General features: G+C 66.6%; 14 protein-coding genes and 1 tRNA gene. 1 reads left to right on the forward strand and 14 read right to left on the reverse strand.

What is annotated here, in order from left to right; genetic code table 11:
• The 6 genes from QQK63_RS13115 to QQK63_RS13140 form a co-directional block, all read right to left on the reverse strand.
• Positions 1 to 483 carry a UPF0262 family protein gene (locus QQK63_RS13115; RefSeq protein ID WP_277828846.1) on the reverse strand — a complete coding sequence of 161 codons (483 nt, stop codon included), beginning with the start codon at positions 481 to 483 and terminating at the stop codon, positions 1 to 3.
• A complete protein-coding gene (gene hisD, locus QQK63_RS13120; protein WP_277828848.1) occupies positions 480 to 1,802 on the reverse strand; it encodes a histidinol dehydrogenase in 1,323 nt (440 codons plus the stop codon). Before hisD ends, QQK63_RS13115 begins: the two co-directional genes overlap by 4 nt.
• A gap of 99 nt (positions 1,803 to 1,901) precedes the next feature.
• Positions 1,902 to 2,408: a GNAT family N-acetyltransferase gene (locus QQK63_RS13125; RefSeq protein WP_277828850.1), complete on the reverse strand. Its 507-nt coding sequence runs from the start codon at positions 2,406 to 2,408 to the stop codon at positions 1,902 to 1,904.
• Positions 2,405 to 2,869, reverse strand: coding sequence for a DUF2948 family protein (locus QQK63_RS13130; protein ID WP_277828852.1), 465 nt, complete (start codon positions 2,867 to 2,869; stop codon positions 2,405 to 2,407). Before QQK63_RS13130 ends, QQK63_RS13125 begins: the two co-directional genes overlap by 4 nt.
• Positions 2,862 to 4,133 carry a UDP-N-acetylglucosamine 1-carboxyvinyltransferase gene (gene murA / locus QQK63_RS13135; protein WP_277828854.1) on the reverse strand — a complete coding sequence of 424 codons (1,272 nt, stop codon included), beginning with the start codon at positions 4,131 to 4,133 and terminating at the stop codon, positions 2,862 to 2,864. Before murA ends, QQK63_RS13130 begins: the two co-directional genes overlap by 8 nt.
• A gap of 13 nt (positions 4,134 to 4,146) precedes the next feature.
• Positions 4,147 to 4,314, reverse strand: coding sequence for a hypothetical protein (locus tag QQK63_RS13140; RefSeq protein WP_277828856.1), 168 nt, complete (start codon positions 4,312 to 4,314; stop codon positions 4,147 to 4,149).
• Between the two features lie 85 nt (positions 4,315 to 4,399).
• Between QQK63_RS13140 and QQK63_RS13145 the strand changes: the two genes are divergently transcribed.
• Positions 4,400 to 4,474: transfer RNA gene (locus QQK63_RS13145), tRNA-Thr, on the forward strand.
• A gap of 213 nt (positions 4,475 to 4,687) precedes the next feature.
• On the opposite strand, the gene QQK63_RS13150 is transcribed toward QQK63_RS13145, so the two are convergent.
• The 8 genes from QQK63_RS13150 to QQK63_RS13185 all read right to left on the reverse strand — a co-directional run bounded on the left by QQK63_RS13150 (position 4,688) and on the right by QQK63_RS13185 (position 13,893).
• Positions 4,688 to 5,668, reverse strand: coding sequence for a hypothetical protein (locus QQK63_RS13150; protein WP_277828858.1), 981 nt, complete (start codon positions 5,666 to 5,668; stop codon positions 4,688 to 4,690).
• Position 5,669: 1 nt separating this feature from the next.
• Positions 5,670 to 7,208 carry a ShlB/FhaC/HecB family hemolysin secretion/activation protein gene (locus QQK63_RS13155; RefSeq protein WP_277828860.1) on the reverse strand — a complete coding sequence of 513 codons (1,539 nt, stop codon included), beginning with the start codon at positions 7,206 to 7,208 and terminating at the stop codon, positions 5,670 to 5,672.
• A 187-nt stretch (positions 7,209 to 7,395) separates the two neighbouring features.
• Positions 7,396 to 8,880: a mannitol dehydrogenase family protein gene (locus QQK63_RS13160; protein WP_277828862.1), complete on the reverse strand. Its 1,485-nt coding sequence runs from the start codon at positions 8,878 to 8,880 to the stop codon at positions 7,396 to 7,398.
• Entirely contained in the window at positions 8,880 to 9,653 is a 774-nt protein-coding gene (locus QQK63_RS13165; RefSeq protein ID WP_277828865.1) for an L-iditol 2-dehydrogenase, read from the reverse strand. Before QQK63_RS13165 ends, QQK63_RS13160 begins: the two co-directional genes overlap by 1 nt.
• A complete protein-coding gene (locus tag QQK63_RS13170; RefSeq protein ID WP_277828867.1) occupies positions 9,650 to 10,654 on the reverse strand; it encodes an ABC transporter ATP-binding protein in 1,005 nt (334 codons plus the stop codon). The genes QQK63_RS13165 and QQK63_RS13170 overlap by 4 nt, the downstream gene beginning before the upstream one ends.
• An 86-nt stretch (positions 10,655 to 10,740) precedes the next feature.
• The gene (locus QQK63_RS13175) at positions 10,741 to 11,571 is read right to left on the reverse strand and encodes a carbohydrate ABC transporter permease (RefSeq protein WP_277828869.1); all 831 of its coding nucleotides are present in this window, start codon (positions 11,569 to 11,571) and stop codon (positions 10,741 to 10,743) included.
• A gap of 9 nt (positions 11,572 to 11,580) precedes the next feature.
• The gene (locus tag QQK63_RS13180; RefSeq protein WP_277828872.1) at positions 11,581 to 12,459 is read right to left on the reverse strand and encodes a carbohydrate ABC transporter permease; all 879 of its coding nucleotides are present in this window, start codon (positions 12,457 to 12,459) and stop codon (positions 11,581 to 11,583) included.
• Positions 12,460 to 12,579: 120 nt separating this feature from the next.
• Positions 12,580 to 13,893: an ABC transporter substrate-binding protein gene (locus QQK63_RS13185; RefSeq protein ID WP_277828874.1), complete on the reverse strand. Its 1,314-nt coding sequence runs from the start codon at positions 13,891 to 13,893 to the stop codon at positions 12,580 to 12,582.
• Positions 13,894 to 13,898: the final 5 nt, after the last annotated feature.

A 13,898-nucleotide genomic window follows, 5' to 3' on the forward strand; every position in this document is an offset into this window, starting at 1 on the left:
TCATGCGCCGAAATGCAGGACGCAGATCAGCGTGAAGAGGCGGCGGGCGGTGTCTGTATCGACATCGGCCTTGCCCTCGAGCCGTTCCTGAAGGATGCGCGCGCCCTCGTTGTGGATGCCGCGCCGGGCCATGTCGATCGCTTCGATCTGGCTGGGGGGCAGGGCTTTGACCGCCTTGTAGTAGCTTTCGCAGATCTGCCAGTAATCCTTGACCACCTGCCGGAAGGGCGAGAGCGAAAGGTGGAATTCGGCGGCATCCTCAGCGTCTTCGGTGTTCACGTCGAACACCAGCCGCTTTTCCCGGATCGAGAGGGTGACATGATAGGGGCCGGGCGGCACGGTCCGGTCGTCACGGGCGGGAAGCGCGAAGGAATTTTCCTCGAGCAGATCGAAGATGGCGACGCGGCGTTCCTGTTCGATTTCGGGTGTCGGGGCGGGCATCCCCTCCATGTCGATCTCGATATGGCTGATGTGCATAGTCATGCCCCCGTATCTCCGCCCGGCCGATTGAGCCGCGCCAGACGCACACCGACCGACAGGCCATGCGCCTGCAGGCTTTCGGAGGCGGCGAGCGTTTCGGCGGCCGGGCCGATGGCCTTGAGCGCCTCGGGCGTCATTCGGGCAAGGGTCGTGCGTTTCATGAAGTCGAGCACCGACAGCCCACTGGAAAACCGGGCCGAGCGCGCCGTGGGCAAAACGTGGTTCGGCCCCCCGATGTAATCGCCGATCGCCTCGGGCGTCCACTGTCCAAGAAAGATCGCACCGGCATGGGTGATCGATTGCGACAGGGCCACGGGGTCTGCGACGCAAAGCTCCAGATGTTCGGGCGCGATGCGATCCGACAGCGCCGCAGCCTCGGACAGGTCTCGCACGGTGACGATGGCCCCGTAATCGCGCCAGCTGGCCCCCGCGATGGCGCGGCGTTCCAGCGTTTCGAGGCGTTTGTCGACTGCGGCCGCCACGGCCTGCCCGAAAGCGGCATCGGTGGTGATCAGGATCGATTGCGCGCTTTCGTCATGTTCGGCCTGGCTCAGAAGGTCGAGCGCGATCCAGTCGGGATCATTGTCGGCATCCGCGATGACGAGGATTTCGGAAGGGCCCGCGATCATGTCGATGCCGACCTTGCCGAAAACACGGCGCTTGGCGGCGGCGACATAGGCATTGCCGGGGCCGGTGATCTTGTCGACGGGGGTGATGGTGGCCGTCCCATAGGCCATGGCGGCCACGGCCTGCGCGCCGCCGATGCGGTAGATCGTGTCGATGCCCGAGAGATGTGCCGCCAGAAGGACCAGCGGATTGGCCACGCCATCCGGGGTGGGCGCGCACATCACCAGCCGCTTGACGCCTGCCACCTGTGCCGGGATCGCGTTCATCAAAACGCTGGAGGGATAGGAGGCAAGGCCACCGGGAACATAGAGGCCCGCGGCCTCGACCGCCGTCCAGCGCCAGCCGAGCGTGGCGCCCGCCGCATCCGTCCATTCGGCATCCTCGGGGCGCTGGCGTTCGTGATAGGCGCGGATGCGCGCGGCAGCCAGTTCCAGAGCGGCGCGTTCGGCCGCGGGCACGGTGGCGATGGCAGCGGCGATCTCGTCCTGGCTGAAGGCGAGCGTTTCGGGGGTGAGCGACAGGCGGTCGAAGCGTGCGGTGAGGTCGATCACCGCGGCATCGCCGCGCGCGCGCACATCGGCGATGATGTCGGCCACGACCGCGTCGGTTTCGGGGGCATCCTCGCGTTTCATGTCCAGAAGCGCCCGGAAGCGGGGGTCGAAATCAGCGTCGGTGGTGGAGAGGAACTGGGGCATCGGGTCTGTCGCCTCTGTCGGGCCGGATCAACTGCGGTCGGGGGCAGATAGCGCGGGGAGGCCCGGGCCTCAAGCGCGCAAGGTGCCTCAGCCCGAGCCTCAGGCGGGCGTGGACCGGTCAAGCGGGCGGACCATCACGAGCGTATCGCTGAAGCCCACACCGTCGCGCATGGCGCGCGGCATCCGGCCCACGGTCACGAAGCCGGTGCGTTGGTAGAGCGCGATGGCGGGGGCATTCCCGTCGGCCACGTCGAGTTCGAGTTGGAGAATGCCCTGCGCGGCGGCGGCATCAGCCAGCGCGTCGATCAGGCGGGCACCATGGCCCCTGCCCCGCACATCGGAGCGGAGATAGACGGCGATGACCTCGGCCCTGTGCGCGGCGCGGGCGGTGGCGTCGCGGTGAAAGGTGGCGGTGCCGACAAGGCGGGCGCCGTCGAAAAGGCCTAGGGTGTGGATTTTGGCCAGCCAATCGCGGATCTCGCGTTCGGGTTTGGCGGCCCATTCGGCCTGGGTTGAGCCGAAGGCGCGGGGCGCGGCGCGCAGCATGTCGAGACGGATTTCGCGGAACCGCGCCCAATCGGACGGGTCGAGCCGGCGAATGGTCATTCCGGGTGGCGCGGGGTCTGGCCCGAGGGGGCGACATAGGGGCGGGTCACGTCCTTGAGCGTCACCTCGATGGTTTCGACATCAAGGGCGATGGCCCCGTCACCCGCGAGCACCAGCGTGATGCGGCCCGTCCCATCCTCGCCCGGTGTCCAGTCGAGCGCGAGGAGCGACAGGACGAGGTCGGGATCGGCTCGGTCGATCCCTTGGGTCGCAACGGCAAGCACATCCTCGACGGCCAGCACCGCCTGCACCCGTTCGGGGGGGCGGGCGGCGGTATCTTCCCAGCGGAACCGGTTGAGGAGGAGCGCGAAACGGCGGCGGCGGCGATCCCATGTCATTTCGGCGGCGGGCAAGATCGCATCCTGCACCAAGGCCGAGATCACGCGCAGATCCTCGGCATCGAGCGCGCGGAGCGCGACGGGGCCGTCGCCTGCATCCTCGAAACGGGCGTCTTCAACCATCGCCTTGCACTCGCTGGATTTTCGCGCCGACATTGCCGAGCTTTTCTTCGACCCGTTCGTACCCGCGGTCGAGGTGGTAGACGCGGCTGACGACCGTTTCGCCCTGGGCTGCGAGGCCCGCGAGGATCAGGCTGACCGAGGCGCGCAGATCGGTGGCCATGACCGGCGCGCCCTTGAGTTTCTCGACACCCTTTACGGTGGCTGTGCCGCCATGCACCTCGATCCGGGCGCCCATGCGCATCAGTTCGGGGGCATGCATGAAGCGGTTCTCGAAAATGCGTTCCTCGAGCACCGAGGTGCCTTCGGCAAAGCACAACAGCGCCATCATCTGCGCCTGAAGATCGGTGGGGAAACCGGGGAAGGGTTCGGTGACGACATCGACGGCGCGGACGCGGTCGGTTTTGCGCGCGACCTTGAGGCCCTTGTCGGTTTCGGTGACGGAGACGCCGGCCGCCTCGAGCTTTTCCGCGAAGGCCGCAACCAGATCGAGGCGGCCGCCGAGCAATTCGACCTCGCCGCCCGCGATGGCGGGGGCGAGCATGTAGGTGCCCAGTTCGATCCGGTCGGTGACGACGGGATGGGTCGCGCCATGCAGGCGGTCGACGCCCTCGATGGTGATGGTGGAGGTGCCTTCGCCCTCGATCTGGGCGCCCATCTTGCGCAGGCAGCGGGCGAGATCGACGATCTCGGGCTCGCGGGCGGCGTTTTTCAGAACGGTGGTGCCCTTGGCCAAGGTCGCGGCCATCAGCGCGTTTTCGGTCGCGCCGACGGAGACCACGGGGAAGTCGATCACCGCGCCCTTCAGCCCGCCCTTTGCCTCGGCATGGACATAGCCGTCGCGCAGGTCGAGATCGGCGCCCATCGCCTCGAAGGCCTTGAGATGCAGGTCGACGGGCCGCGCGCCGATGGCACAGCCGCCGGGAAGGGACACGATGGCCCGCCCCTCGCGCGCGAGCATGGGCCCGAGGACGAGGATCGAGGCGCGCATCTTGCGCACGATGTCGTAATCGGCCGTGTGGTTGTTCAGCCCGTGGGAGGACATGGCCAGAACCTGCCCGCCATTGAGCGCCGAGACCTCGGCCCCCAGCGACTGGAGGAGCGTGGTCATCGTGCGGATGTCGGACAGACGCGGCGCATTGGTAAGCGTCAGCGGCTCATCGCTCAGGAGCGTCGCGGGCATGAGGGTGAGGCAGGCGTTTTTCGCGCCTGCGATGGGGATCTGCCCCGAAAGCGGGCCATTGCCCGTCACCACGATCCGATCCATCGCCCCTGCCCCTTCACTGCCCGTTTGTGTCGTCGCCGGTGTCACCCGGCTGTTCTGTGTCCTCTGCCGCCGAACGCGCGCGGGCCTGAGCCTTGCGGCGGGCCAGATTGGCCTTGAGCGCCGCCTTGAGCCGCGCTTCGCGGTGCCCCGCCCTGCCCGTATCGCCATCCTTGCGTGCCATGAGCCAGCCTTTACCCTTGATGCGCCTGAGCGTCCAGATTGCGCTTGCGAAGGGGGAAAGATGCTTTTATTGGAGCGCCCACATCGCCGCAGTAGCTCAGTGGTAGAGCGTACCCTTGGTAAGGGTAAGGTCGGGAGTTCAATCCTCCCCTGCGGCACCATCCTCACAAACAAGTCCGAACCGAACCGCCAGCGGAGATGGCCGGTCCCGACTGACGCGCGCCTGCGGCGCTGCTGAGCCGGGAGGTCTATCCTCCCCTGCGGTACCATCCCCACAAATACGTCCGAACCGAACCGCCAGCGAAAACGCCCGGTCCTGACTGACGCGCGCCTGCGGCGCTGCTGAGCCTCCTGCACAGGAGCGGGGCGGGCGTTCAGTCGCGCCTTATGGCGACGATGCAATGGGGTTGCGTGGGATGGCGTGCGGGCACGTCGCGCGCCAGCGCGTCGACCTGACCGATATGGGAATAGGTGCCGATGACGCGCGGGCCCGATCCGGTCTCGACCAGGCGCGGGCCATGGCCGCCGGTGAGGCAGGTCCAGGACGAGGCTTGCGACACGGCACCGCCCGGATCCTGTCGGCCCGTGGCATGCGGCACGATGGCCTGCGCGACGGAAGCACCGCCCCCGGTGCGATCATGGGTGATCGTGCCGGTTGTCGGGCCCTGTGTGCCGGGCGCGGTCGGCTGCCCCAAGGGGCGCGGGCGGGGGATGAGCGTCGGCTGCGCTGGGCCGCCCGAACCGGCGGCCACGGGCGGCACCTGCCCCGTTCCGGTGAAGCCCGGCGATGCCACCGGATGGATCAGAACGGTCGGGGGCACAGGGCCGGAGCCCGTGACGACGCGGGGCGGGATCGGGGTCACGGCAATGCCCCCGACCGTTGGGTTCGGCCCCGGGGTGCCGGTCAACACAGGCACCGGGCCGTAGCCCACGAAGGTCGGTCCGGTCGTGCCCGTCAGTGTCTGCACGGGCCCATAGCCCACGACGGGGGGCGCAATGGTGCCGGTGACAGTCTGCACGGGCGCGTAGCCCACGACGGGCGCACCGACCGTGCCCGTGATTGTCTGAACCGGGCCATAGTCGGTGAAGGTCAGGGGCGCGGTCGGCGTGACCAGCACCGGTTGAGCCGTCAAGACGGGGGGTGCGGTGGTCGGTCCTGTGGGGACGCTGGGCCGGGTCGTCGCGCCGGGGATCACGCCGGGAATCGCATTGGGTGCGTTGGTTGCGCCGGAACAAGCGCTGCTCTGGTGCGGGTTTCCGACACCCTGACACCATCCGCGCGGCACGGCATCCGCGGTTTGCGCGGACAAGAGGACCAAGGGCAGGATCGCCGCGAAAACGGAACGCGTTGTCATGTCACCAACTCCTCGTCAGGCCAAGATAGATCGCCGGGTCGCTTGTGCGCTGCGTCACCCCGTCGGTCAGCGGGAAACCAAGATGCCCGCGCAGGTAGAAATTGCCGTCGATCTGCATTTCCACCCCGGCCCCGGCCGAGGCGAGCGAGATAGCACTGGTTTCGGAGGCGGAGGGCTGATTGTTCCAGATCCGGCCTGCATCGATGAAGACGAAGGGCCGGATGCGCTGGACCACGCCGGAGGTGGGCAGGAAATCGCGGCCCGCCGAAAGCGCGAAGGACAGGCCGCTGTCGCCCTGCGCCTCGGCGAAGGGGAAACCGCGCAATTCCTCCTGCCCGCCGAGGACATATTCCTCGGCCGCGGGCAGGCGCGCGGTGGTGACTTGTGCGGTGGCATCGAAGCGCAGGCTGGCATCGGGCAAGACAGTCATGGGTATCTCGAAATCCAGACCTGCGCGCAGGTACCAGAATGTCCGGTCGCCCGCATCGAGACCCGCCGGCACGGAGGCCTGTTCCCCGGCGGTCAGGTCGAGCGCGTATTCGAGCGCCCCGCCATCGGCCAGAGCCCGACCGTCGATCCATGACGCGGAGAGGGCATAAAGTTCGGAATCGAACCGCTGTGTGCCGACGACGACCTCGGTCCGGGCGCCACGGAGTTCCAGCACGCTGTACGCGTAGCGGTCGACGCTGCGCAGAACGGGATAGCCATAGGCGAGGATCGCGGTCAGCCCTTCGCGGTCGGTCTGCTGAAGCGTGCCGAAGGCATCGTGCTGGGCTGCGATATTGGCGACATAGCCTTCGACATAGCCGCCACCGGTGCCGACGGGCGCACGGTAGGTCAGCGCGCCCAGCGTTTCGCGATCTTGCGGGTCGAAGCCTTCGGTATGGGTCAAGGACAGCCGCAGGAGATCGCCCGGCTGCATCGCGGCGTAATATTCCTGATTGAAGGACAGGGTGAGCGCGTCGCCGAAGGCGCGCGCCGGGTTGTCGAGCGTGATCGCGCCGGCCGATCCGGCCTCGGGCGTGGCGACGAGGCGCACCTGCGCCCCGGCGGGGTCGGTGGCATCGACATCGGCGGTGACGGCGATGGTTTCGAGGTCATCCGCCAAAAGCACCGCCCGTTCGAAGCGGTGGATATTGGGCGCGGGACGGCCGATCAGGGGATCGAAATAGCCGCGCACCCGGTCGAAGGTCCGGGGATCGGTGCCTTCGACGCTGACCGAGGCGATGACGCCTTCGTCCACGACGATGCCGCGGCCATCGGGGGTGACGCCGACATCGGCAAGAAAATAGCCATCCTCGGCATAGATGCGTTGAACGATCTCGGCGACCTGTTCGGCGGTGACCGTGCCATGACGTTCGGCGGCGGCGCTGGCGGCAAAGAGCAAAAGCTCGGTCCCGTCATAGGCGGTGACGCCGTTGATCGTCAGGGCGGTGGTTTCTTGCGCTTGCGCCGACAGGGGGTTTGTCGCCATGAGGGCGGCAAGCGAGGCGGCGAGACATGCACCCGTCCTTGCACCCGTGATCGCGGTTTTCAGCATCGGTTTTCCGTCTTTCGTATCGGGCCCGCTGGCTGGACATGGCCCGGAGGTCGCAAGGCCAGTGGCGCTTGCGGGCCATCATGATCAAAATCCGGGCGTTTTGCGCCCCCTTTGGCGCGGGCCGGCTGGCCAAGGTGCAATTGGCGCGGCGCGGATGCAACACTCGGGGCTGCGCGTGGCGCGGGGCTCAGTCGCCTTGTGCGTAGGCGGCAAGCGTCGCCGCCGTGCCCGCGCGCCAGAGCATCCTCAGCCAATCCTCGAAGGCGGACGCAAAGCGCGGGACGCCAGCCAGATCGCCGTAGATCGCGCCCTGTTCGAGCCATGCTATTGGACGGGCGCGAGCGGCGGCGGCCGTCTCGGTCAGGCGGGACCAGTCGGGATCATTGGGGTCGATCGCGGTTCCGTCCTCGCGGGTTCCGGCGCACATGCGCGCCCAGAGCGCCTCGACCAGTGCCAGCCCTTCGACCGGGGCACCCGAAGCCAGCCCGTCGCGCAGGATGGGCAGGACGAAGCCCGGATGCCGGGACGAGCCGTCGAAGGCGACGCGCCGCGTCGTGTCGCGGATCGCGGGATTGGAAAAGCGCCGCTCGATCAGGTCGAGATAGGCCGGGGGCGTCATGCCCGGGACGGCATGGACATGGGGCAGGATTTCCTGCGTCTGGACCTTGCGGAACAGCGCGGCGATGGCGGGATGAGCCATGCAATCGGCAATGGTGGGCACCGAGAGCAACTCGCCTGCATTGGCCAACACCTGATGACCCGCGTTCAGGATGCGGATCTTCATCATCTCGTAGGCATGGACATCGGGGGTGAAGGTCGCGCCAACGCGGTCCCAATCGGGGCGGCCGGCGCAAAAGGCATCCTCGATCACCCATTGGCGGAAATTCTCGTGCGTGACGGGGGCGGCATCGGCGATGCCGAGTTCGGCCACCAGCGCCAGTTCGGCGGGACCTGTCGCGGGCACGATGCAATCGACCATGGAATTGGGGAAGGCCCCGTTGGCATCGATCCAATCGGCGAGATCGGGATCGGTGAGCCGCGCGAGCCCGGTCACAACCTGCCGCAAGATCGCGCCGTTTCCGCGCAGGTTGTCGCACGACAGGCCGGTGAAGGGCCCCTGCCCCGCCGCGCGCCGCAACCGAAGCGCCGCGACCATCGCGCCGAAGGCGGTGCGCGGGCTGTCGGGATTGGCCGCGTCATGGGCCATGTCGGGATGGGCGGCATCGAAGCCGCCCTGCGCGTCGAGGTAATAGCCGCCTTCGGTCACGGTCAGGGCGACGATGCGGATCGCCGGATCGGCCATGGCGGCGATCAAGGGGGCGTTGCCCTCGGCGATGGGAAGATAGTCGATCATCGCGCCCGTCACCTCGACGGCGCGTCCCTCGGGCGACAATTCGACGAGCGTGGTCAGACAATCTTGCGCGATCAGCCTGTCGCGCATGGCCGCGTCATAGGGTCGGACGCCTGCGCCGAGAATGGCCCAATCCTGCGCCAGACCCTGCTGCATCAGGCGGTGGGTATACCACGCCTGATGGGCGCGGTGGAAATTGCCCAGCCCGATATGGACGATGCCGGGCGTGAGCCGCGCGCGGTCATAGGTGGGGCGCGCGATGCCCTTGGGCAGATCGGCGAGCGTGGCATTGGACAGTCGGATCGGGCGGTCGGTCGTCATCAGCTCATCCATTGGCCACCGTCGACGTTGTAGCATTGGGCGACGATGTAGTCGGCCTCGTCCGAGGCGAGAAACACGGCCATGCCGGTCAGATCCTCGGCCCGGCCCATGCGGCCATAGGGAACGCCTGCGCCCACCTCGGCCTTTTTCTGGCCCGGGGCCTTGCCTTCGTATTTCGCGAAAAAGGCGTCGACGCCGTCCCAATGTTCGCCATCCACGACGCCCGGCGCGATGGCGTTGACGTTGATGCCATGCGCGATGAGGTTCAGGCCCGCCGATTGGGTCAGGCTGATGACCGCGGCCTTGGTCGCGCAATAGACGGCGACCAGCGGCTCGCCCCGGCGACCGGCCTGGGAGGCCATGTTGATAATGCGGCCCTTGATCCCGTGGTCGATCATGTGACGGGCGACGGCCTGCATCATGAAGAGTGTGCCCGCGACGTTGATGTCGAAGGTACGGGCGTAATCGGCGCGGTCGATCTCGACCAAGGGCGCGGCGGTAAAGATCGCCGCGTTGTTGATCAGGATGTCGATCTGGCCCAAGGCCGCGACGGTTTCGGCGACGGCGGTGTCGATGCTGTCTTGCCGCGTCACGTCGAGTTCGACGGCGATGGCGGCAGGGCCGATCTGGCCGGCCGTTTCGCGGGCGCGGGCGATGTCGATATCGGCGATGGCGACACGCGCGCCTTCGCGGACATAGGCCTCGGCGAAGGCGCGGCCGATACCGCGGGCCGCCCCGGTGATGAGCGCGGTCTTGCCCTGCAGCCGTGTCATGCGATGCGCAACCCGTTCTGGTCGAAGCGGTGGATCTGGGCCGGATCGGGCGAGAGCCAGACCGTCTGGCCATAATCGAGCGCGACCTCGCCGCCGACGCGGACGGTCAGGGGCCCGTCGATCCCCTCGCAGGTGACGTGAAAGAACGTGTCCGAGCCCAGATGTTCGGAGAGGCCCACGATGCCCTTCCAATCGCCCGCCTCGGCCGAGACGGAGATATGTTCGGGGCGGATCCCGATAGTGGTGGCGTCGTGGCCTGCCGCCACCGCACCGCCGATCAGGTTCATTTTCGGGCTGCCGATGAAACCCGCGACAAAGAGGTTGCGCGGCGCGCGATACAGATCCAGCGGGCTGCCGACCTGTTCGATATGGCCCGCGCGCAGGACCACGATCTTGTCGGCCATGGTCATCGCCTCGACCTGATCATGGGTGACATAGATCATCGTGGTCTTGAGCCGCTTGTGCAGTTCGGAGATTTCGAGGCGCATCCCCACCCGCAAGGCGGCGTCGAGGTTGGAGAGCGGTTCGTCGAAGAGGAAGGCCGCCGGTTCGCGCACGATGGCCCGCCCGATGGCGACGCGCTGGCGCTGGCCGCCCGAGAGCTGGCCGGGGCGGCGGTCGAGATAATCGGTGAGGTTCAGCACCTCGGCGGCAGCGGCGACGCGGCGATCCTGTTCCGCCTTGTCGAGACCTGCCATGCGCAGCGGAAAGGCGATGTTCTTGCGCACCGACATATGCGGGTAGAGCGCGTAGGATTGGAACACCATCGCAAGGCCGCGCTTGGCGGGGGGAACGGCGGTCGCATCCTTGCCGTCGATGCGGATCTGGCCGTCAGACACATCCTCAAGCCCCGCGATGAGCCGCAGGAGGGTGGATTTCCCGCAGCCCGATGGGCCGACGAAGACCACGAATTCCCCGTCCTCGATGGTAAGGTCGAGGGGCGGAATGACCTCCACGTCCCCGAATGCCTTGCGGACCTTGTCCAGCGTGATGCGTCCCATTTTGGATTTCCTTTCGCGCTATCGCTTCGCTGCTTGAGCGCTGTTTTCCTCTTGCGCTATCGCTTCGCTGCTTGAGCGCTTGCTCCTTACTTCACGGCGCCGAAGGTGAGCCCCCGGACCAATTGTTTCTGGCTGAACCAGCCCAGGATCAGGATCGGCGCGATGGCCATGGTCGAGGCCGCGCTGAGTTTGGCGAAGAACAAGCCCTCGGGGCTGGAATAGCTGGCGATGAAGGCCGTGAGCGGCGCCGCGCTGGCGGCCGTCAGGTTCAGGGTCCAAAACGCCTCGTTCCAAGCCAGAATGAAATTCAAAAGGAGGGTCGAAGCGATGCCGGGGATCGCCATGGGCGTCAGGACGTAGAGGATTTCGGCCTTGAGCGTGGCCCCGTCCATCCGCGCGGCCTCGAGGATTTCCGCGGGAATTTCGCGGAAATAAGTGTAGAGCATCCAGACGATGATCGGCAGGTTGATCAGCATCAAGACGAGGATCAGGCCGCCGCGCGTGTCGAGCAGGTTGAACTCCACGAAGATGAGCGAGATCGGATAGAGCACGCCCACGGCGGGCAGCATCTTGGTCGAGAGCATCCAGAGCAAGATGTCCTTGGTCCGGCGCGAGGGCACGAAAGCCATCGACCAGGCGGCGGGCACCGCCACGAGAATGCCGAGGATCGTGGAGCCGCCCGCGATGATCACGGAATTCCACAAGAAGCGCATGTAATCGGAACGCTCCTGCACCACGGCATAGTTTTCGAGCGTGAAGTCGAAGCCCCAGAAGAGCGGCGGATTGTTGATCGCCTGCGCCTCGGTCTTGAAGCTGGTGAGGATGGTCCAGAAGATCGGGAAGAAGATCAGGAGACCGATGGCCCAGGCGAGGACCGTGGTGGCGATCTTGCGGCGGGTGGTGACTGCGCGTGCCATGATGCCCCCTCAGCGGTCCAGGTTCTTGCCGACGATGCGCATCAGGAAGATGGCGACGATATTGGCGAGGATGATGGCATAGACCCCGCCCGCCGAGCCGAGCCCGATGTTCTGGCTGTCCACGACCCGCTGGAAGATCAGGTAGGTCAGCGTGCGGGTGCCGAAGGACCCGCCGGTCGTCACGAAGATCTCGGCGAAGATCGACAAAAGGAAGATCGTCTGGATCAGGACCACGATGGTGATCGCGCGGCCCAGATGCGGCAAGACGATGTGCCAAAAGCGGGCCATGACCGGCGCGCCGTCCATCTCTGCCGCTTCGAGTTGCTCGCGGTCGAGAGACTGGATCGCGGTCAGCAAGATGAGGGTGGCAAAGGGCAGCCACTGCCACGACACGATGAGGATGATGGATTGCACCGAGGCATCCGACAGCCATGACACGGGCGTCATTCCGAGGAAGCGCCACAGATGCGCGAGCATTCCGTTGACGGGATCCATCATCATGTTCTTCCACACCAGCGCCGAGACGGTGGGCATGACGAAGAAGGGCGCGATCACGAGGATGCGGACGATCCCCTGACCCCAGAAGGGTTGATCGAGCAAGATGGCCAGAAGCACGCCGAGGATCACGGTGATGACCAGCACGCCGCCCACGATCAGGAGCGTCGCCTGAACGCTGGGCCAAAAGGAGCTCGACCCGATGAAGCGGACATAATTCTCGAACCCGACCCAATCGAGGCCGCGCTCAATGCTGTCGCCGCGCATCGGCAGGTAGCGCGTGAAGGAAAACCACAGCGTCATGGTCAGCGGCACGAGCATCCAGCCCAGAAGCAGGATGACGGCCGGTGCCATCATCACGCGGGCGGCGGATCGGGCATGTTGGGTCGCCATGGTCACACCTTTCGGGCTGGGGTTGCGGTCCGCTGCGGCACGGCCTGACGGCGGGTGCCGGGGAAAGGGACAGTCGGGGGGCGGATTTGGGCGCCGCCCCCCGACCGGGGAGGGTATGCGTTACCGGTAGCCGGCCGCTTCCATCGCGTCGTTGGTCAGGGCCTGCGCATTGGCAAGGGCCTCCTGCACGGTCTGCTGACCGGCATAGACCTCGGCGAATTCCTGGCTGACCTCGGTCGCGATCCCCGCGAATTCGGGGATGGCCACGAACTGGATGCCGACATAGGGCACCGGGTCGACCGTCGGGTTGGTCGGATCGGCTGCGTTGATCGAGTCGAGCGTCATCTGCGCGAAGGGCACGTCCTGATACTCAGGCGTCTCGTAGAGCGAGGTGCGCGCGCCGGGGGGCACGTTGGCCCAGCCTTCGTTTTCGGCCACAAGCTCGATATATTCGCGCGAAGTCGCCCATTCGATGAACTGGAGCGCGGCATCGGCCTGCTGGGTGCCGGCAGGGATCGCAAGCGCCCATGCCCAGAGCCAGTTCGACCGCTTGCCCAGCCCATTGTCGGGGGCGAGCGCGAAGCCGACGGTGTCGGCAACGGTCGAGTCGTTGGGGTTGGTCACGAAGGAGGCGGCGACGGTGGCATCGATCCACATGCCGCAGCGGCCCTGCTGGAACAGCGAGAGGTTTTCGTTGAAGCCGTTGGTCGCATAGCCGGGCGGGCCATAGCTGTTCATCAGGTCGACGAAGAAGGTCAGCGCCTGTTCCCACTCGGGCTGATCAAACTGGGCGTTCCACTCCTCGTCGAACCAGCGTGCGCCGAAGGAATTGGCGGTGACGGTGATGAAGGCCCCGCCTTCGCCCCAGCCCGGCTTGCCGCGCAGGCAGATGCCGTAAACCTCGTTCGCGGGATCGTTCATCGCCTCGGCGGCGGCGCGGATATCGTCCCAGGTGGGCGCCGCGGGCATTTCGAGGCCAGCGGCTTCCATCAGGTCGGTGCGATACATGACCATGGAGCTTTCGCCGTAGAAAGGCGCGGCATAGAGCGTGCCGTCATGGCTGAGACCGCCGCGCATCGCGGGCAGGATATCGTCGACGTCATACTCTTCGGACAGGTTGTCGAGCGGGACGAGCCAGCCGTTCGCACCCCAGATCGGCGTCTCATACATGCCGATGGTCATGATGTCGAACTGGCCGCCATTGGTGGTGATGTCGGTGGTCACGCGCTGGCGCAGCACGTTCTCCTCGAGCGTCACCCATTCGACGGCGATGCCGGTCTCTTCGGTGAACCGGTCGGTGTACCCCTGCATCCGGATCATGTCGCCGTTGTTGACGGTCGCGATGGTGATGGTCGTGTCCTGGGCCGCGGCGGCACCTGCAAAAACGCAGAGCGCAAGGGCAGCGGACGCGCGAAGCGCGGTCTTGCAAGACATCCGTA

Origin of the sequence: Roseicyclus marinus (assembly GCF_030163795.1) — a bacterium.
Classification (GTDB): Bacteria; Pseudomonadota; Alphaproteobacteria; order Rhodobacterales; family Rhodobacteraceae; genus Roseicyclus; species Roseicyclus marinus.